18 protein-coding genes are annotated in these 18,035 nt (G+C 64.0%); all 18 read right to left on the bottom strand.

The genetic code is table 11. The annotated features are described in order from the left end of the window. Positions 1–13: 13 nt before the first annotated feature. The 18 genes from IEX64_RS16305 to IEX64_RS16220 all read right to left on the bottom strand — a co-directional run bounded on the left by IEX64_RS16305 (position 14) and on the right by IEX64_RS16220 (position 18,028). The gene (locus IEX64_RS16305) at positions 14–1,144 is read right to left on the bottom strand and encodes a phosphoadenosine phosphosulfate reductase domain-containing protein (RefSeq protein WP_188821210.1); all 1,131 of its coding nucleotides are present in this window, start codon (positions 1,142–1,144) and stop codon (positions 14–16) included. Between the two features lie 3 nt (positions 1,145–1,147). After that, positions 1,148–1,900, bottom strand: a complete 753-nt coding sequence (locus tag IEX64_RS16300) for a hypothetical protein (protein ID WP_098108384.1) — start codon at positions 1,898–1,900, stop codon at positions 1,148–1,150. A 378-nt stretch (positions 1,901–2,278) separates the two neighbouring features. Beyond that, on the bottom strand, positions 2,279–4,318 hold the full coding sequence (locus tag IEX64_RS16295; RefSeq protein ID WP_098108383.1) for a DNA cytosine methyltransferase: 2,040 nt from the start codon (positions 4,316–4,318) through the stop codon (positions 2,279–2,281). A gap of 31 nt (positions 4,319–4,349) precedes the next feature. Beyond that, entirely contained in the window at positions 4,350–4,655 is a 306-nt protein-coding gene (locus IEX64_RS16290; protein ID WP_098108382.1) for a hypothetical protein, read from the bottom strand. Continuing rightward, entirely contained in the window at positions 4,652–5,179 is a 528-nt protein-coding gene (locus IEX64_RS16285) for a hypothetical protein (protein WP_188821208.1), read from the bottom strand. The genes IEX64_RS16290 and IEX64_RS16285 overlap by 4 nt, the downstream gene beginning before the upstream one ends. A gap of 91 nt (positions 5,180–5,270) precedes the next feature. Continuing rightward, positions 5,271–5,666 (bottom strand): type II toxin-antitoxin system VapC family toxin, encoded by a 396-nt coding sequence (locus IEX64_RS16280; RefSeq protein ID WP_098108381.1) that lies wholly within the window; start codon positions 5,664–5,666, stop codon positions 5,271–5,273. Continuing rightward, positions 5,666–5,911 carry a type II toxin-antitoxin system VapB family antitoxin gene (locus tag IEX64_RS16275; protein ID WP_098108402.1) on the bottom strand — a complete coding sequence of 82 codons (246 nt, stop codon included), beginning with the start codon at positions 5,909–5,911 and terminating at the stop codon, positions 5,666–5,668. The genes IEX64_RS16280 and IEX64_RS16275 overlap by 1 nt, the downstream gene beginning before the upstream one ends. Positions 5,912–5,980: 69 nt before the next feature. Then, on the bottom strand, positions 5,981–6,490 hold the full coding sequence (locus IEX64_RS16270) for a hypothetical protein (protein WP_188821206.1): 510 nt from the start codon (positions 6,488–6,490) through the stop codon (positions 5,981–5,983). 98 nt (positions 6,491–6,588) lie between these two features. Further along, entirely contained in the window at positions 6,589–6,804 is a 216-nt protein-coding gene (locus IEX64_RS16265; protein WP_168176418.1) for a hypothetical protein, read from the bottom strand. A 29-nt stretch (positions 6,805–6,833) separates the two neighbouring features. Next, positions 6,834–7,508 (bottom strand): hypothetical protein, encoded by a 675-nt coding sequence (locus IEX64_RS16260; RefSeq protein WP_188821204.1) that lies wholly within the window; start codon positions 7,506–7,508, stop codon positions 6,834–6,836. Positions 7,509–7,587: 79 nt separating this feature from the next. Beyond that, positions 7,588–8,607 carry a deazapurine DNA modification protein DpdA family protein gene (locus tag IEX64_RS16255; protein WP_098108379.1) on the bottom strand — a complete coding sequence of 340 codons (1,020 nt, stop codon included), beginning with the start codon at positions 8,605–8,607 and terminating at the stop codon, positions 7,588–7,590. Then, the gene (locus tag IEX64_RS16250; RefSeq protein ID WP_229710488.1) at positions 8,604–9,209 is read right to left on the bottom strand and encodes a DUF7007 domain-containing protein; all 606 of its coding nucleotides are present in this window, start codon (positions 9,207–9,209) and stop codon (positions 8,604–8,606) included. Before IEX64_RS16250 ends, IEX64_RS16255 begins: the two co-directional genes overlap by 4 nt. A gap of 43 nt (positions 9,210–9,252) precedes the next feature. Beyond that, a complete protein-coding gene (locus tag IEX64_RS16245; protein ID WP_098108377.1) occupies positions 9,253–9,471 on the bottom strand; it encodes a hypothetical protein in 219 nt (72 codons plus the stop codon). Continuing rightward, positions 9,459–9,683: a hypothetical protein gene (locus IEX64_RS16240; protein WP_098108376.1), complete on the bottom strand. Its 225-nt coding sequence runs from the start codon at positions 9,681–9,683 to the stop codon at positions 9,459–9,461. Before IEX64_RS16240 ends, IEX64_RS16245 begins: the two co-directional genes overlap by 13 nt. Beyond that, the gene (locus tag IEX64_RS16235; RefSeq protein ID WP_098108375.1) at positions 9,680–10,324 is read right to left on the bottom strand and encodes a DUF6927 domain-containing protein; all 645 of its coding nucleotides are present in this window, start codon (positions 10,322–10,324) and stop codon (positions 9,680–9,682) included. The genes IEX64_RS16240 and IEX64_RS16235 overlap by 4 nt, the downstream gene beginning before the upstream one ends. A 24-nt stretch (positions 10,325–10,348) precedes the next feature. Continuing rightward, positions 10,349–11,278, bottom strand: a complete 930-nt coding sequence (locus tag IEX64_RS16230; protein ID WP_098108374.1) for an ArdC family protein — start codon at positions 11,276–11,278, stop codon at positions 10,349–10,351. A gap of 92 nt (positions 11,279–11,370) precedes the next feature. Next, positions 11,371–13,680, bottom strand: a complete 2,310-nt coding sequence (locus tag IEX64_RS16225; RefSeq protein ID WP_188821201.1) for a ParB/RepB/Spo0J family partition protein — start codon at positions 13,678–13,680, stop codon at positions 11,371–11,373. A gap of 124 nt (positions 13,681–13,804) precedes the next feature. Then, positions 13,805–18,028 carry a strawberry notch family protein gene (locus IEX64_RS16220; protein WP_098108372.1) on the bottom strand — a complete coding sequence of 1,408 codons (4,224 nt, stop codon included), beginning with the start codon at positions 18,026–18,028 and terminating at the stop codon, positions 13,805–13,807. Between the last annotated feature and the right edge of the window lie 7 nt (positions 18,029–18,035).

Genomic DNA, 18,035 nt, shown 5'->3' with positions numbered 1-18,035 from the left:
TTTCGTGGTAAGGTCAGGCGGCCCGCCGCAGAGCAAGCAGGTCGGCAAAGCGGGCGCGCACCGCGCGGGCCGTCGGGAAGTGATTGGCCAGCTGGTGGCGCGCGAGGATCGGCGCGCGGGCCTTGGCGATCAGGTCCGCCTCGGCCATGGTCGGAAGGCGCGGCGGCCAGCCTTTGACGTAGCGCAGGCCTCCGGGCATCGCGGCTTCGGCCTCTCGGCGATGCTGGGCATCGATCTTGGCTTCCGCAATGCGCGTCCGCAGGTCTGCCGGCAGCAGGCCGGGCGCCGTGTCGGCAAGCCAGCGGGAGGGCTGAAACGAGAAGGTCGATTCCGCTTCGATCCCGCACAAGTGGACGAACGCATCGCGGTTGGCCGGGGCGCTCGCGGATGCGCGGGCGTCGGCGCTCGATTGCAGGACACAGAAGCGGCACGAGAGCCGCGAGCTGGCGTAGCAGGTGTAGGCCTCGTGTAGCGGGATGCCGAGACAATCGTGCGCGGAAAAGACCTCGTCCGCTGCCCAATTGGCGATGGGATGCCAGAGCATCATGCGCGTACCATGGGCGTTGCCATTGGCCGCATAGCGCGTGTCGCGTTTCCAGTCCGGCGCATGTGCCCGGGCAGTGCTTTCGTCGCGACGGATGCCGAGCACGTTGATGATCGTCGCTCCGCGCAGCACGCGGGCAAGATGCGGGCCGATAACGTGGGCCTTGGCCTCCGACGTACAGAAGCGGAGCGAGGCGGAGGACCATGGCCCAATGAGATTGTAGGTCTCAAGGGCCTCGTAACGGCGCTTGCCGTTTGCGAAACGCTGCGCCCAGCGATCGAACAGATCGCCGGCACCGCGGCGGACCACCGTCAGAGGAAGTCCGGCCAGCGCTGCGAGCTGTTCGACCAAACCGGGTGTGCTCTCCCATTCGGCCCGGCCGAGATCGGCGTGGATGACGGCGCGCCGCTCGCGCGGGTGACCGAGCTGGTCGAGCACGATGTTGACGGTGAACATCGCGGCGGAGGAATCCTTGCCGCCCGACACGTTGAAAACGACCCATGCTCCGCTTCGGATCGCCGTGAGGATTTCCGATGGAAGCGTGAGGGGCGGCAGGCCTGCCGGCAGGGTGCCGGCAGGTTGCAGGATGGCCGGGCGCATCGGTCAGCGCTTCTGGGGTAGATGCGCCATGATTGCGGCTTCCTCGGGGACGGGAAGTCGCTTGGCGAGACTTCGTGCGATCGCTTCGCGATACGCCACCGCGATCCAGAAGGCATCCGGGTATCCTTCCCAGTCCTTGCCAATCAACGTGATCCGGTCGCCGTATTGTTCGATCCGCTGGCCGTTGTAGGATACGAGGACTTCGCCTTGCGTGACGCTGAATCGCTTGTGCTCGATTGCGACGCATGCCGGATCGAAGGGAAGAATGGCCGCGGCGGCAAGCGCGCGGCCGACCATAGCGGGCGTGCTATCAATGTTGATTCCGGCCTCGGTGATGACAGCGCAGCCCCCGCCGAATTCGTCGGGACGCAGCCGGTCGCAAGTAAACGCCCACGAGAAGGCGCAAGGCAGGGCAGACTTGCAGGCCGTGAAGATGAGCTTGGCGACCTGTTCGACGCCGAAGTTACTGCCGTTGAAGCTTACTGCACAGCACCCTTCGGCGTTGGAGGTATCGATGGAGATGTCACAGTCGAAGCTGGGGAAGTTGCGATCGTCGAAGAGGTCGAGGAAGCTTCCGAAATCGTCGCCATCCTTGGGTGGAAACAAGGCGGCAAAGCGGGGTCCGAGATCGGCGTAGCTGACCTCGTCAGCCAAGTCGCTGAGCGCTTCGCTCGCGCGCTGCGCCAGGCGGACCATCTCAGCGTCCTCGGTGGACATTTCGAGGACGAACGAACTGGTAAGGTAATGATTGGCCATGTGGGTTCTCCCTGGGTTATCTGCTGGCGGGCAGATCACCCTCCCCTTCCCTCTTCTCTCTAATGGGTCCCGATCCTCCCCGGGTGAGTGCCACTCTTGGGTCGGCAGGACACTGGCCTCGGGAGGGCCGCCGATGCGCCGGGCCGGATAGCGCGCGTGCCAGATGGCCCGCATAGACGGACACCGCTTTCCAGTAGGCGGCCATCGGGGCTTTGTGCCGGCGCCAGGATGTCTCGGCACGCTGGCGGGCATCCATCTGCAGGTCGATGAGAACTGCGCGAAGGGCGGACCGGCTGTCGGGGTCGAGTGTGCGAAGTCGCTCGGCAGCGGGTAGCGACAGGACGGGATTACGCACCTCGGCGCGGGTTGGACGGGCAGTCATGCCGATGCGTCCAGAGCGAAGGCAGCCTGGTCGTTGTTGACTGACAGCGCGAGCGCACCGGGTTTGGCCCAGATCTCGCGGCTCGAGAGGAAGAAGCTTTCGCCCATGTCGGCAAGGATGAGGCTTTCGCCGATCGTTTCGGCCATTCCGGTAGCGGCAGCGCCGGGGACCATATTGCCGATCCATTCACGCTTGGTGACGTCGCTACCCTCGATCAGGTCGAACGGAGTATGGCAGCGCCAGATATCGCCTTGCTCGGTTGTTTCCTGGAAGAAGATTTCTTCGGGATCGAACAGGGACTGCAAGGCGCCGAGATCCAGCGTGGTGAACGGGCGGTGCCAGGTGCCGTCGGTGGCGATGATCCGGCAGGTCAGGCGATCGTCGGGCTTGGGCAGCGTGATCGGATCGCTGTCGAATACTGCCTCGCGCGGGTCAGCGACGGACCAGGAACCGTTGTTGTTCTTCGCATAGGCAGGGATCGCGCGCGAGGTTTGGTGCCATGCCGTCACACCGTAATGCCCTTGCGTAGAGTAGCCTTCGCGATCAGGGCGATTAAGGCAGGCGGGCCGGGGATCCGCGACGGCAAAGGCACCATCACCGGTGGTGCTGGCACCGATCACGGCGCGGGTGCTGCGATCGTAGGGCGTCACCTTGTATTTGGTGGTGGTATATCCCTTTCCCTCTGGACGCGGGTCCGCGACAGCGACGCCGCCGGCAGGGCCGCCGGGCCCGGCGACGGCCGGTGAAGCCTGATCGAAGGGAACGATGCGAAATACGTTGTTGAAGCGCGGTTTCCCGGCGATGCGCGGATCCGCGATCGAGTGGGCCCCTCCGCCGGGAAGGGATTGGCCGGATACGGTTCCCGCATTCTTGTCCCATTCGTTGACGCCGTATTGGTGGTAGGTCTGATTGGCGCTCGCGGGCGGCCGGGGATCTGCAACGCTGTAAGCGCCGTTGGTCGAAGAGCTCCGGCCAGCGACTGTCCCGGTGTGTTTTTGCCATTCGCGCACGCCCAGGACGTCGGCATTCCAACGCGTATCGACACGGGGATCGGCAACAGAGAAGCGGCCCTGCCCCGGAGCGCGGTGGGTGGTGATGACCGGCGCGGTATCGGCCCAGGCATTCACGCCCAGCGCATTTTCCCGCAGCGGCATTTCGGGCACCACGCCGAAATCCCGCAGGTTTCCATCGACCACGGATAGCTCGTTGAGAGCCCGCCAGTCCTTGCCGGCAGGCACAAGAGCAAGGCGCAGCCATGTCTTCCACTGCAGGGCGGGCACCCGGTGCATGGCGCCGGCTATGGGATCGCCGGGAAGAGGCAGTTTGCCGATGACTTCACCGACGCCGCGCAAGCGGTGTTCGCGGGGCTGGTAAATGAACGGCGGTACTTTTTCGATGTGTCGTGCTATTAGCAGTGCGCGTTTGCGGCTTTGGGCCAGGTTGCCGATGACGCCGCAATCATGCGTGTCGAGGTTTACGGAATAGCCGTAGGCGCGGAACAGCGCGGTGATCTGGTCGAGTAGCCATTTGCCGCGCGTCAGGATCCTGGGGACGTTCTCGAAGAGGATAACCGGGATCGGGTTGTCCTTATAGGCTTCCAGCATTAGCCAGACGCCGCGCAGGGTGAGGCGATTGAGCGCCTGGTACTTGTCCGTTTTGGACTGGGCGGCGGAGAGCAGGCCCGAGAAGCCCTTGCACGGCGCCGAAAGGAAAGCGACGTCGACTACCGGGCCAAAAGCCTTACGGATGTCGGCGGGGATCGCCTCCTGCCAGTCGTTCGCCGGTTCGCGGCCGTGCCACATCATGTATTGTTCGCGATCGAACAGGTCCATGACGGTGCCCTGGCAGCCGGTGATCCGCGAAAAATTGCGGATGGCGCCGGCGTCTACATCGATACCTCCGACACAAACGAAGCGGGCCAGAGTGTTGCCGACGCGGGGCGAGGCTTTGTTGAAGCCCCTCGCGCCGCCACCGATGCCACAGAACAGGTGAGCATGGCGGATTTCGCGCACGCGGGTAATCGCCCCATGATGCATGGTTCGCAGCCTTCCTGAAATGGGGGTTGAGTTATGCCGGACGAACTTCCGGCTCCGGGTCCGTCACATCACCGAGGATGATGTTGATGCCCGCAGATTTGAGTTCGCGGCAGAGTGCCGCCTTGCGCTCGTCGGAATCACCGGTGTGGCAGATGTAGCTGCTGCGAGCTTGGTGGAAGGCAAATCCGGAGCGTTTCAGGCAGCCACGAAAGCGTTGGTGGGTTCGCTGGCTCCAGTTGTAGGTGCCGGCGTAGTTGCGAAACGCGGCCACGGCATGCACGGAACCGTAGTTCTCCTCGCGCCAGCGCAGTTCGATTTGGGGCTTTGCCTTGGTCATGAGTGAGCTTCCCCCGGATTATCAACCAGACGGCTAAGTCGCGCTTGAGCGCTCTCGGCGCATTCGGGGAATGCGGCTGCGAGGTTGTTGTGGAGCGTCTCGAAGTGGGGAATCGCGAAGCGGCCGTCCGCGGCCGGCCTTGTGGTCAGCAGCGCGCCGATGACGACTTCGTCAAGCTGGGGACGCGGAATGCGGGCGACTACTCCATCATAGTCGATCGGTGGCGCCATTCCGGCATCGTGCCAGTTGTCGAGTCCGTCCTCTACCGCTTCAGCATAGGCGGAAACAGCGGTGTCGTTCTCATTATCGATCTGCAGGACGAGCGTGCGATAGGTGCCGAAATCATGCTGGTTGGGCTTGCTGGTGAACCGGCAGCCTTCGGGGGGAAGGCCATGGATAGCGATGATAGCGATCCGGTAGGCGTCGATTTCGAAGCGGTTGACCCGTTCGAAGTCAGGGGTTTGGCCAAGCTGGGCGCACTCGGCGTTGGCCGGTGCTGCTCCGATATCGATGGTGTAGGACAAGGGAACCTCCGTCGATCCTTCATGGATCGACAAGCCCTTGCCCCCTCACCTCAAGCGCATCCGGATCTTGTATGGTAGTATTGGCGTATTCTCAGGCCGCTTCGATGTCGGTCTGGGGAAAGTCATCGCCTTTGAACAGGAGCGGCACTCCGGCGATGCGCGCGCAGGCATAAGCGAAGCAATCCCCGAAATTAAGCGCAGCCGGATGACGCGACTTGCCGTAGCGATCGTAAGCATCGATCGCCTGCTTGTGGGCTCGCGCTGGAACAGCGGTGACCTCGATGCGGGCAAGCTGGAGGAACTCCTCGACGGCCTTGTGCGCCACGGCGACCTCCAGATCGAGGATGCGCCGAACCGCAAGGGCCGACTCCCATATTGCGAGAGGCGAAGTTATGCGTATGCGTGCATCCTGGAGACGCCTGAGCAGGTCAGCGGCATCGCTTTCCCCCGCGAGGATGGCGGTGATCGCCGATGCATCGACGAACATTAAAGTTCTCCGTAAAGGTCGTCGATGAAAGCCTTGTCGGCAGCCCTGCCCGCATTTGGCCCCGCACTGGCACGCAGTGCGCGCGCGAATGCCAGGCCCTTGTCGACGAGGGTCGGCGTTTGTTCTTCGCGTTCCAGTTCGTGTTCGAGCGCTCGGCGCACCGCTTCGGTCTTGCTTACACGCTGGATCGCGGCGAGGCGCTGCGCCATGCGGTTGACCTCCTCGTCCTTGACGTAAAGAGACATCGGAATATCCTCCATTGCGTTGGGATATACTACACTGCCGGGTCTAATCCAACTGTGTCCCGACAGGGGTCATTCCGGCTCGATCGTGAAGTTCCAGCCATGGACGTGGAGCATTTCGTTCTCGCTGCGGTCGAAGGCAAGGAAGGTGGAATCGAGATCGGTGCCTGGTTCGATCAGCAGCTCAAGAGTGTGCTGGGAACAGTCCGCCACGACTGCGCGCGTATATCCGGCCTCGCGTGCTTCCGCTTCGGAGCGGATCGGCGGAGGCGTTGCCTGGATGAAGGGCTTGGCGGCCATTTGGGCCGGACCGTCGAATGTGCCGAGCGACTTGAGGCGGTCGGTTTCGAGCATAGCGCCAAGATTGTCTGGAAGGTCGGCATAGTCCGCTGCGAGGGCGATCGCTGCCGCGGCGGTGGGGAGTTCGCCGGGCGCGGTGCCGCGCCAAATGAAAATGGCCTCTTCGCCATCGATTCGTGGATGGGGCTGCATCACCTGGACGAAGAACGTCGCCAGCGGGCGATCCCATCCGATCGTAACGCTGTTGGCAACGCCTTTGCCGGGAAAGTCATATCGGCTCATGATCATGGATCTCCTGTCAATTGGTCAACATCAGGCATTCGGGTTGCCGTTGCCGCAGGTGCGCCGCCGGGCAAATTGCTCGATGCCGACCGTTCGCACTATCGGGATTGCGGGGCGGGTTTTACGGCGACAGCGCGGAAGTTTTCGGCACCGATGACTTCGCTGTCCCAAGGTCGCGCTGCGCATGGCTCGACGTGGCCGTGGTGTGTCTGGTCGTTGATCAGGGTGCGGACTTCGCGCCGGGCCTGTGCTTGAGTGAGCCATTTGGGGCAGCGGATGCGGACAACGACATCGATGGTCTTGGACGAGGGCATGGGTGACATCCCTGATAGGGTAAAATGTCTTACGCGGCGACTGTTTCAGGAATGGCAGGCCCCCGGGCAGCGGCCGCCAGCGCATGTGATTGCCCGGTGGCGCCAAGTTGCAGCTCGCGTCGGATTCGGGCGGCGAAACGCGCCGTCTTCACGAATTCACGCATGGAGGCGAAGCGCAGGCGATCGCGCGCCGCTGGTCCGCGCTTGGCGAAGTATTGAACTTCGTTGCCCTCGTGGAGCGGACCGACGCTCAGAGACACCTCGAGGTCGCACGTGCTGAGCACGACGGCGCCCGAAATCGCTGGGTCGCCGTGAAACGAGGTCACGCGATAGCAGCCTTCAGGAAGCCCGAGCTCTCTGGCAAGTCCGCGCATGGCAGTCCGGCCGTCGGCGTGAAAGCGTTCTTTGGCCGCCCGGTCGTTGTTGACGCCGTGTAGTGCGAGCGAAAGTAGCGCCGGGAAGCGCTCGAGTTCACCCATACGGTGGCGGCAAAGCGCGCGCAGGCTGTCATCATCGGCGCGGAATGCCATGATGCGGGCGAAGTGGCGGACGAGTAGAACGATGGCTGGATCGTGTTCAGGATCGACGCCGGCGTTGCGGCAATCTTCGATGCCCTTGCCGAGCGCGTGGAACGTCGCAGCGATCGTGGTGAGACTGCTGGGATCGAGCGCCTGTTGGTGGCGAAACGGGACGTCGTATGTCATCGTGGGGCTCCGGGACGGACCGGGCGCAATCATCGCGCCCGCCCTTCCCTTCCCCCCTCTTCTCCGGGGCTAATGGCCTTCAGGCGGCGTTGGGCCGTTCGCGGTAGATGTCGGCTGCCCATGCCTCGATCCAACCGCCGGTCACTTCATCGTGAGCGAGGTCGCCAGATTCGATGAGGGCTCGCATCTCGTCCCGGGCCTGCTCCACGGCCGCCTCCCATGGATCGGCAGGCATCGTTTTCGGGACAGGACTGGGCGCGATCGCAAGAGGACGATGGGGCTCGCTGAGCCGATCAAGCTGCGCCCCTGTCCAGCGCTCCATATGGTCTGCTGCGAGCTCGTCGGACTTGGACACGCGCCGGCGATGCGCGTCACGGCGTGCCGCGGTGCCCCAGGCCTGCGAGTCAAGCGAAGCGACGCGGTGGGCATAGGGTTGCAGGTATGGGATGGCAGAACCTTTGACACCGAAAAGGTGGAGCCGTGGTCCGGGATTGGGCAGGATCTTGTCGAGGTGCGCTACAACCGCGAGCAGGCCGTCTGGGCCATCGATGTCGCGGCGGCACATCGATCCGACGCCTACGACGGCGCCGGGAAGCATCGACCAGGCGAGGGCTTCCGCGCACCGTTCGTAGTCCTGCGGGTATCGTCCCTGCAGCACGGGCATGAACCGATCGATGATCCCGAGGTCGGCCGCGCGTGAGCGGCATTCGCGGTTAGTGGCGACAGTTCGCGAGATCCGGTCGAGGACTTCGGCGCGATCGTTTGCGATTTCGGCCTCGCAGCAATAGTCGGCCGCCGCGAAACGACGGAATGGATAGGACGCGGCTAGCGCCATGTAGTCGGCGATCGACCAAGGATAGCCGCCATATCTGGCCATCAGGACATATCCGGCGCTGTCCAGATCGAGGCTTTTGAGCCCATGGGCATTGGCAAGCTGGCCGGTGCGCCAGCCTTGCCATTCGCGCCAGCCACCTGAAGCGGTGCGCCATCGCGACAGGCAGTTTGCGGAAATCAGCATGGGTTGCTGCATCATGCGCGCGCGCTGCAGGATCGGCCCTTCATTGAGGTGCGGCAGGCCGATGATGACCTCGATTGTCATGGCAGGATCTCGGCGTCGAGTTCATCGAAGCTGATGACGCTGCCGCGCGCCTCGTAACGAGCTGCATCGACCAGGGCCTTGACCATGGGATCGGCGTATGTGGGGCGGGCCAGATGATCGACGCTGACGAGGGTATAGCCAAGGATACCGACTTTGCCCTCCGGCACCCAATCGGCCCAATCGCCATAGGCGGTGGTCACGACAAGCTTGCCGATGCGTGCCTCGAAGGCTTCGCGCTCACGCCTGACGTGGCTTTGGCGTGGTTCGAGCGCCTCGCTGGCATAGGCTTCCCAGCGTTCGGGTCGCCAACTCTTGACGGTACTGGTGGCAAGCGAGAGTTCGATGTCGAAGAGCGGATCTCCGGCAGCGGCAAAATCGGTCTGGAACGCCAGGATCACGAGTGACCAGTCAACGTCATGCTCGTATTCGGGTTCGTCCAGACGCAAGGCCGCCGGCATGGCGGCCTGGCGCGCTTCGGAGATGACAAAGCCGCCATGCGATGGGGTCACGACGCGCCAGATGCCGGGCAGGCGCTGGGTGGCCGTGGCGGGTTTACCCCAACGGGTCATTTCGGGTGCGGGGGAGGAAGCGAATGCGGGCATGTATGTTCTCCTCGATCGTTCGCTCTCCCCTCCCCCGCTCCCCTCATTCAGCGTCGGCGAGCGAGGCCGACATGGTCTCGACAACGGGGCGGCGTTCGCAGTGTCGCCGGGCGCCCTCGGCGCTGTTGATGGCGCTGTGGAGGCGGCTCGCCGCCTTGGGGGCGCCTGCTGCGCGCAGGAGGCCGCGCGCTCGGCGCATGAATTTCAGGGCGTCGTCGATCTGATGCTTGGATCGCGGTGATGCGGGTTTCAGGCGGGACATCTCAAGTCCTCCTGTCTCTTGAGGGCAATGCGCACGGCGACTTCGCTGGCCGATAGATCGGCGCGCTCGATCACGCGCCAGGGCTGCATGTCATCGCCGGGGGCGACCATGACGGCGATTCCGGACTGCATCATGCGCTGCGCGACACGGATGGCATTCTCGCGGCTGCAGAGCCGTGCCCGCAGCGGCGAGAGGCTGGATGCCCTTCTCATGGCGGTGGCATCGTTGAAGAAGGACGGGGCGCGAAGATCGTTCGATGGACCTTCGTTTCCGGGACGATCGACCAGTCGAGGTCACGGAAATTGCGGATGCGATAGTGGCCGTGCCTGCCAACGGGGCGGAAGGTTATGGTCGCGCCGCGTTTGATGACAGTGAACTCGTCACCGGCGAAGCCATCTGTGAAGGTGATCGCCTGCGGGAATTTGACGCGCATGCCATCGACGATCTTTCGGGAACGCTTCTGCAGGCGGGCGAGGCAGCGCCGGCGCCAGTCGAGAGAATATTCGTTAGTGGTTGGCGTGAGCAGGCGAAGGATGTTCTCCGGGGCCTCAGCCTCGCAAGGGCCCATGCTTTCGCTCATGTCCTTGTACCCGAAGTGCATGGCCTCCTTGTCCCTCGGGTTCCACTTTACGAGGCAGACCATGGCGATGACCTCGGTCGGCACGCCGTTTTCGGAGTATTGCACCGCTGCGTACCAGACCCGGTTGCCGGGGCAGGACGATGCAAGAACGCGGGCGCCGCGCGCGACTCCGGTGTCGTCCGGCGCATTGATGAAGGTGAACTGGGCGTCGAGATAGGACTTGGGGGTAGCGTGCCCGCCCATGTGGTGCCTGTTCATGAAAAGCCAGCCCATGGTGATGTCTCCTGATGTGTGAGGTCATGCCGCTGCCTTCAGGGCATCGCCGGCAGGCGTATTCGCCTCGGCAAGGCTGAAAGCGCGCAGATAGTTGAAGGCTTGTTCGGCTTTGGCCGAGGCGGTGAAGATGGCGCTGTGGTCGGCGCGAAGTACCCTGACCCAATGCGCGAGGTAGCTGGCATGGCTATCGTGCAATTCGGTCGGCAGGCCGAGTTCAGCGCAAATGTAACTTGTTGTCAGTTCAGCACAAAGTTCCTCGACGCAGTAGGCATCGTCACCGAAACGCTTGCCGAACGTCCGGTTGAGACGGTCCTTGCTCCCGCTCCAATGGGCGCTTTCATGTCCTCTGGTAGAGGCGTAAGCGTCACCCGACTTGAAGCTGCCGGGATGGGGTAGCTGGATGTAGTCGCCCAGCGGGCTGTAGTAGGCTTCGTCGCCGCCATGGCGTACCCGCGCAGGAATTGCCGCGAAGAAGGTGTCGATCGCGTCCTGGCGCTGCGAAAGCAGGCTCGGTGTCGGGGGTACGTCGCGAGCGTAGTAGTAGTCGGGCAGGCCCTCGATCTCGTCTGCGTTGTAGACGATGTAGTGGCGCAGGAAGCGGATCAGCTGGCCGGTGGCCTCGCCCATCAATCCGGGTTGCCCGGCCTTGCGGAAGCTGGAGGCATAGATCGACATGGACGGATCGGCCTTGCGGCGCACTTGCGCGCCGAGTTCTTCGGCTTGTCGGGCGGTCATCCAGTAGCGGCTGCGGTATCCACGCGCGTCGGCAATCGTCCAGAGCCAGAGGCAGTTGATGCCGTTGTACGGGGTGCCTTCGTGGCGCAGTGGACGGCCGCCCTCCCCGGTCAGCGACCAGGAGCGGGTCCAGGGCGTGGTGCCGGCCTCGAGCCGGGAGACGATGGCATTGGTGACTTCGCGCGCGATGTCACGCGAATTGCGGGGAGTCTTCACGGGGTATGTCCCTTGTCCGGTGTGGCGAGAAAGGTCGCCGGTGAGCCGCACAGCCCACCGGCGGTTCATCAATGAGGTTGGAAGGACGCGCGTTATTCCGCCGCTTCGGCCCACTCGCTGACCGCATCATCGTCGCCAAAGACAGCAGGCGAACCGTCATCGACCTGCTGATCCTCGTCGCCATCGGTCGAGTCGTCGTCATCAATGGAGACACCCTCGCCGTCATCGACCTGCTGATCCTCGTCGCCATCGGTCGAGTCGTCGTCATCAATGGAGACACCCTCGCCGTCATCGCCGTCGTCGGGTCCAGCAAGGGCTGCGTCGATCAGGCTGGCCAGATCGTCCTCGGCTCCGTTGGTATCAGTGGGCGCATCGCCATCGTCCTGATCGGTCGACGCCTCGGCGGCGGCGAAGCGCATCGCAGCGGGAACCCAGGCCAGTGCCCTTTCCTTCACGTCGGCCTCGATCACCGCGTCGCCGGCGAACAGCTTCTCGCAGGAAGTCGAGATTTCGCCCTTCTTCTGGCTCGCATGGCGGCTCGAGAGAGCGGGCCCGCCCACTTCGTCGAGGAGCGAGAGTAGCGAGCCCTTCGGTACGCGGTCGAAGAAGTTCTCGGAGGTTGGCCGCCACCACTTGGCGACATCGACCTCGAGCAGGCCGGCCAGGTGGTTCTGCAGGGCATTCTGGCGATGGCTGTAGCTTTCCTTCGACTTGAACGACGTGGCGACCGTCCATGCTAGCCAGGCCGCCTTGACCTCATCATCAAGTGCCCGGAAGGCATCGAAACGGGCGATCATGGTTCGATGCTCCTGCCAGGAAGCGTCGAGACCTTCGCGCACTTCGGCGAGGTAGTCATGGGCGACCGATTTGGGATAGGCGTCGAAGCGGACCGGATCTTCCGGGTGCGGGGCGCGGATGGTAGTGCCGCAGGTCTCGTCCGTGCCCGTGGACTTGTCGACCATGGCGAACAGCATGTAGTCGAGCGCGAGCGCAGGGTTGGCGATCATGGATGCGCCTAGAACGTCGCGGCGCTGAACCGCAAGCTGGTCGAGGAGAACCTGGCTGAGCGCCTTCCCGCCCGGTGCGGCCTCGTCGGGCGACACTTCCTTGGTTGTGCCGGTGATGGTCCCGGTCTCGCGTTCCTCGATGCGGAAAGTCGGGGCGCGCGGGGCAGCTTCGCCCTCGATGCTGTCTTCGCCCGTGTCGCTCGCGTCCTCGCCGTCTTCATCGGGTTCGACCATGGTGACGCTGAGCGGCGTTTCGCTGTAATAGGTGTCGTCGAGTTTCATGCTGCCGTCCTGCGAGAGCGTCAGGAACAGGCCGACACGCGGGGCGAGTTCGGGAGGAAGGATCTTCTCGCGGCGACCGGCATCGCGCAGTTCGTCGCTGAGAGCATCGTGTTCAGCATCGAGGGCCTGCCAGGCTTCTTCCTCGAGTTCCTCGTTTTCCATCTCGAGGCTTACGATGCTGAGGCGTGCTTCGATCTCGCTGATGCGGGTGGCTTGGGCATCGCTAAGCGGCAGGCTCGGCAGGTTGACGCGGAACAGGTCGCGCGCGACTTCCCAGGTTGAGTTCGAGGCGACAGGGCGAATCCAGGCGAGGCCACGTTCTTCACCGATCCGCCTGGCTTCGGCTTCCATCGCCGCGGCTGCCAGCGTGTGGGCGATCTCGGGGTTGGTCCAGCGATCGCCGTTGTCGCTGAACAGGTCTCGATCGACGATGCCGCCAGCAGCAACGTAGGCTTCTTCACCGACAAGGCGCGCAATCGGATCGGTGGACTTCATGGATTCGTTGGCGATGACGCGGCGGATGGTGTCGGCGCTGGCATGGTAGCTGTTGGCGCCGTAGCTCTTCCACACCATCAGCTGGCGCTCATGGCTTTCGGTGGAGGCGTATGCCTTGGCCATGTCGAGGGTCAGCTCGCCGGACGCCAGGGCGTCGAAGATCGGCTCGGCAAGGTTTGCGAGGCGCAGGCGGCCTTCGACAAAGCGGCGGGTGATGCCGAAACGCCTGGCGACCGCGTCGATGTCGCCGCCCTGACCAAGACAGTGCTGGAAGGCGCGGCATTCGTCGGCGGGCGACATATTGAGGTGATGGAAGTTTTCAGCGAGCGAGGCTTCGGAAAGCTCGTCATTGCCGCCGCTCAGGATCAGCACGGGCACGTCGTATTCGGCCTCGTTGATGTCGCCGCGCTCAGCCAGCAACTTGAGAGCACGAAAGCGGCGGCTGCCGGCGATGACGCCGTAGGAGCCGCGCGGCTTCTTCACGGAAGTCACGACCAGGTTCTGCAGGATGCCGCGCGCGAAAATGTCGGCGGCGAACTGTTCGATCAGGTCTTCGCCGCGGGTACGCACGTTGATGTCGGACAGCACCAGCTTCGCGAGCTTGACGGTCTGGATCATGGGGAAAACACCTTTTTCTCATCGTCCGGCCAATTCACGGACACCCCTTCTCTTCCCCCTCCCCTCTCCTGACCGACCTGGCAGCCACGGCACTCTTGGTCGATCAGGAAGGATAGGGCCGGTGTCAGGAAGGCTTGAGGATCTCGGCGATGATGGCCTCGGCCTGCGCGACAGGGATGAAGATGCGGGTGCGATACTGGATGATCTCGGTGAATGCGCCGAGCGACTTGAGCCATGAAAGCTGCGATGCCGGAGCGTCTACGATCTCGACACGCGGGTTGCCGTTCACATGCGAGCGCTTGAAGGCCATCGGGAACGGGCGGGTAACTTGGACGCTGCGCCCGGCGAGGACGGCATTGGTGATCGCTTCGACGGGCATGTCTTCGCTGCTCGCAAGGCCGAGCTTGGTGAAGAGTTCGACGATGCTGTGCTCGAAGACGATACGGCCAAGCCAGCTATTGCCATTCTTATCGACGATCCGATTGACCGCGAGGTGATCGGACGGCAGCGCCGACCAGATCGGCAGCAGGAGGCCGGTTGCGAGGCGCACCGTCTCGGTGTCCAGCTGCCCGGCCGCCTCGTTGACTTCGGCCTGCCATTTCGCCCGGAAGGTGTCTTCGTCGATTTCCTCCCAGGCCGTCTCGAACAGATCCGCCTCGCGCATGGATTTGCGGCTGCAGGGTCGCTGCAGCTCGATGCGAAGGATCGGCTCGCCTTCGTCGTCCATCCAGGCGTTTGCCTTGCTACGTAGTGCAACACGGCCCGACTTGGCGTTCATGACGAATGCCGGGTTCTCGCGCCAGCGGACCATATCGAGGATGCGCTCGAGCGAAATCGGGTTTTTGCGCCGTGCGATCTCGATCGTGAGAAGGTGCGTGGTGGCGCCGGTGCCGGGATCGGTCCGCAGGATCGTGTCGCTGATGACGCGGGCGCTGTCGGCCGTGATCGTCTCGACACCCACATCGAGGGTGCCGGCCTCGCGTGCCGCGGCAACGCGGGTTTCAACGAGGGTGAGATATTCCTCGAAGATCTTGTTCTGCAGCCCGATCGGCAGGGCCAGCAGGCGATTGAGCCAGCGCTGGATCGGCGGCAAGTCTTCCTTCAGGACGCCGTCGCCCTCGGTGATCTCGAGCCCGCTCAGGTCAATGAACTCGGTCATGTTCGTGCTCTTGAGCTTGCCGAGATAGAGAAGGTGGAACCACGAGACGAGGGCGTCGCGCGCGTAATCGCTTTCAAGATTGTCGGCGGGATCGAAGAGGCCCTGCCCTCCGGTCTGGCGCTGGCCGCGCGTGAGGGCGCCAAGGCTGTCGAGGCGGCGGGCGATCGTCGAGGTAAAGCGCAGCTCGCCCTTGCAGTCGGTGGTGACAGGCCGGAACAGCGGCGTCGATGCCTGATGGGTGCGGTGCGTGCGACCGAGACCCTGAATGGCCCGGTCAGCGCGCCAGCCCGGCTCGAGCAGGAAATGGGCGCGCCGGTCCTGGTTCACCGCGTCGAGGCTGGCATGGTAGGATCGGCCCGTGCCGCCTGCATCGGAGAAGACGAGAACCTTCTTCTGGTCATTCATGAAGGCGCTGGCCTCGGCCTGGCTGGTGCGCGGCGTGCGCGTCTCGACCTTCTGGCGGCCGTCCGGTCCGGTGATCAGGCGCTTGGAACGCCCGGTGACTTCAGCAATCCGATCCGGCCCGAAATGTTCGATCAGGGCATCGAGACCCGACTTGATCGGCGGGAGCGCGCAAAGATGCTCGATCAGGTTGTCGCGCGCGGCGATGGCTTCGGGATTGTGGACCGGGTTGCCGTCCTTATCGCGCATGGGCCTGGAATGCTGGGCGCCGGTATCGTCCGTGAAGACCTCCATCTGATGAGTCGGAAAGGCACGCTTGAGGTAATCGACGATCTGGTCGGTGGGAGACAGCTCGATCTGCGGCTCGGCGCGTTCCTCGGCCGTCATCTCCGAAAGGCGCCTGTCGAGGATGGCCTCCGCCGTCGTCACCAGCTGCACGACTACGGAATGATCCTGCTTTAGGTGCTCCTCGATCGCCGCGATCACGGTGGGGAGCTTCATCGAAAGCAGAACCTGACCGAAGAAGCGCTGGCGCGTGCCTTCCAGGCGCGAGCGAGCGGCGGCCTTCGCGCCCGAATTGAGCGTCTTCCCTTCAAGGGCGTCGACGACGTTCGTCGCTTCGAGTGCGGCGGCAAGATTGGTGTTGATGACCTGCCAGGCGCGGCAATAGGTGTCGTAGATCTCGATCTGGGCAGGTGTCAGTTCGTGGCGCAGCACTTCGTATTCGACGCCCGCGAAACTGAGCGCGCGCGCCGTGTAAAGGCCGAGCGCCTTGAGGTCGCGGGCCACCAGTTCCATCGCCGCGATGCCGCCCTGCCGGATATTGGAGATGAACGATTCCCGGTCGGGGAAGGAGGTTTCCGGCCCCCAGAGGCCGAGGCGCACGGCGTAGGCGAGGTTATTGACGTCAGAGGCGCCAGTGGCGGAAGCGTAGAGGACACGCGCATCAGGAAGGTGGTTCTGCAGAAGGACGCCGCAGATGCCCTGCTGGGAGCCTTCGGTCTTGCCAAGGGCGCCCTCGCCGCCTGCGACACCGCCCATCTCGTGAGCCTCATCGAAAGCGATCACGCCATCGAAGTCGGGCCCTGCCCAATCGAGGATCTGCTGAAGGCGGGTTGCGTCCGAGCGGCCAGATCGCAGCCCCGGATAAGTGACGAACAGAGTGCCTTCGTCCATCGTGATGGGCTGGCCGATCTTCCAGTTCGAGAGCGGCTGCACGTCGGCCGAGAGGCCGCCAAGCGCGGTGACGTCGCGGCGGATGTCCTCGAGCAGCGGCTCGTTCTTGGTGATGAAGATGTGGCGTCGGCGGCCCTGCAGCTTGTTGTCGAGGATGCAGGCAGCGATCTGGCGGCCCTTGCCCGCGCCAGTGCCGTCGCCAAGGAAGAAGCCCTTGCGGTACTTGCGACCTTCAGGATCGATGTCGAGGCCAACGCCCTCCTTGGCAGGCTTGAAGGTGCCGGGCAGCGTCTGGCTCCATGCGTGGCCTGCATACACGACGGTCTCGAGCTGGGAGGAGGACAGGAGGCGTTCGCTGACGGTGCGCTCGGGCAGATGCGGGATGTGCGTGGGGATCGGTGCCGGGATCGAACCCATCGCGACCGATTCAACGAGCGCGGTCGGGTGTTCGCCGGCGGCGTCAAAGACGATGCGGCTTGGCCGGTAGGGCAAGTAGACGCCGACCTGTTCGGCCAGAGGTGCGGGCTCTTTCAGCTTGCTATAGCCGACCGGCAGGACCGCATTGGCCTTGGGCGCGTGGTAGGGACGCGGAGCGGCCAGCTTGGTCTTGCGCGCGGCGCCGAACAGCGAAGTCGGTTTCGCAGGCACATGGTGAACCGGAAGGTTCGCGACGGGCTCGAGCTTGATGCGAGCCGGGATGTCGACGGTATCGAGGAAGTCGAGGACGGCCGCGCGCTCGATGACCGCAGGCATGAGGTTGCCGGCGATCTTGTCGATGACATAGAGGCGAACGGCAATGTCGGTGCCGTGTTTCCTGTAGCAGTGCTGGAGTCGGAGCGATGCGCGCACGGTGCAACCGGCGAGGATCGCCTCGTAGGCCGTGCGCAGGCGGGCGCAGGGTCCGAACCAGTCGGGCATGATGGCCACGACGCGGCCGCCCGGGCTGACCCGCTTGATCGCGGCCTGCAGATGGCGGAGCGCCGCCAGGTCATCGGCGCCGCGGCCGATGCTGCGCGAGAACGGCGGGTTCATGAGGACGACGCTCGGGCGCGGAAGATCCGCGTGAAGCGCGACCAGCGACGCGCCATCATTGGCGGTGATCGTTGCATAGGGAAAGATGTGAGCGAGCCGATCACGGCGGCGCGGGTCGATTTCGTTGAGTTGGAGCGCGCGACCGCGCGGGGCCTGGGCGATCAAGAGGCCGTTGCCAGCGCTCGGTTCGAGCACGATGTCGTCGTCGCCGATCGCGGCGAGCAGCATGGCCAGCGCCGCGATGTCTGCGGGGGTCGAGAACTGCTGAAGCTCGATTTGCTCCTCGCTTCGCACGGTCTGGGTCGGCAGGCGCTGCATCAGCGCGCTTGAGATGGCGATGTCTGCCAGTTTGTCGATACGATGCACATCGCTGGCGAGGTGAAGGGCAAGAGCGTGTTCGAGCATTTCGAAACTGTCACGCTGGGTCCAGTAGCCGTCTGCGTCGCTGCCTCCGAACGTCTCGGACATTGTCGCGTTGAGTTGGCGTCGCGTAACGGACCCGCCTACTGCAAAGTGCGCTGCGATCTTGCGTGCGGCCTGCGCGTCGTTGACGACGGTGTAATCGAGAAGATCGGACATGGAGGTC

This window comes from Novosphingobium indicum (assembly GCF_014645195.1).
Classification (GTDB): domain Bacteria; phylum Pseudomonadota; class Alphaproteobacteria; order Sphingomonadales; family Sphingomonadaceae; genus Novosphingobium; species Novosphingobium indicum.
Note: the sequence above shows the minus strand (reverse complement) of the source record. Positions and strands in the feature narration are given on the sequence as shown.

Coding starts and splice junctions, on each gene's coding strand:
- IEX64_RS16305 (WP_188821210.1), bottom strand. CDS start 1,144: ATGCGCCCGGCCATCCTGCAACCTGCCGGCACCCTGCCGGCAGGCCTG.
- IEX64_RS16300 (WP_098108384.1), bottom strand. CDS start 1,900: ATGGCCAATCATTACCTTACCAGTTCGTTCGTCCTCGAAATGTCCACC.
- IEX64_RS16295 (WP_098108383.1), bottom strand. CDS start 4,318: ATGCATCATGGGGCGATTACCCGCGTGCGCGAAATCCGCCATGCTCAC.
- IEX64_RS16290 (WP_098108382.1), bottom strand. CDS start 4,655: ATGACCAAGGCAAAGCCCCAAATCGAACTGCGCTGGCGCGAGGAGAAC.
- IEX64_RS16280 (WP_098108381.1), bottom strand. CDS start 5,666: ATGTTCGTCGATGCATCGGCGATCACCGCCATCCTCGCGGGGGAAAGC.
- IEX64_RS16275 (WP_098108402.1), bottom strand. CDS start 5,911: ATGTCTCTTTACGTCAAGGACGAGGAGGTCAACCGCATGGCGCAGCGC.
- IEX64_RS16270 (WP_188821206.1), bottom strand. CDS start 6,490: ATGAGCCGATATGACTTTCCCGGCAAAGGCGTTGCCAACAGCGTTACG.
- IEX64_RS16265 (WP_168176418.1), bottom strand. CDS start 6,804: ATGCCCTCGTCCAAGACCATCGATGTCGTTGTCCGCATCCGCTGCCCC.
- IEX64_RS16260 (WP_188821204.1), bottom strand. CDS start 7,508: ATGACATACGACGTCCCGTTTCGCCACCAACAGGCGCTCGATCCCAGC.
- IEX64_RS16255 (WP_098108379.1), bottom strand. CDS start 8,607: ATGACAATCGAGGTCATCATCGGCCTGCCGCACCTCAATGAAGGGCCG.
- IEX64_RS16250 (WP_229710488.1), bottom strand. CDS start 9,209: ATGCCCGCATTCGCTTCCTCCCCCGCACCCGAAATGACCCGTTGGGGT.
- IEX64_RS16245 (WP_098108377.1), bottom strand. CDS start 9,471: ATGTCCCGCCTGAAACCCGCATCACCGCGATCCAAGCATCAGATCGAC.
- IEX64_RS16240 (WP_098108376.1), bottom strand. CDS start 9,683: ATGAGAAGGGCATCCAGCCTCTCGCCGCTGCGGGCACGGCTCTGCAGC.
- IEX64_RS16235 (WP_098108375.1), bottom strand. CDS start 10,324: ATGGGCTGGCTTTTCATGAACAGGCACCACATGGGCGGGCACGCTACC.
- IEX64_RS16225 (WP_188821201.1), bottom strand. CDS start 13,680: ATGATCCAGACCGTCAAGCTCGCGAAGCTGGTGCTGTCCGACATCAAC.
- IEX64_RS16220 (WP_098108372.1), bottom strand. CDS start 18,028: ATGTCCGATCTTCTCGATTACACCGTCGTCAACGACGCGCAGGCCGCA.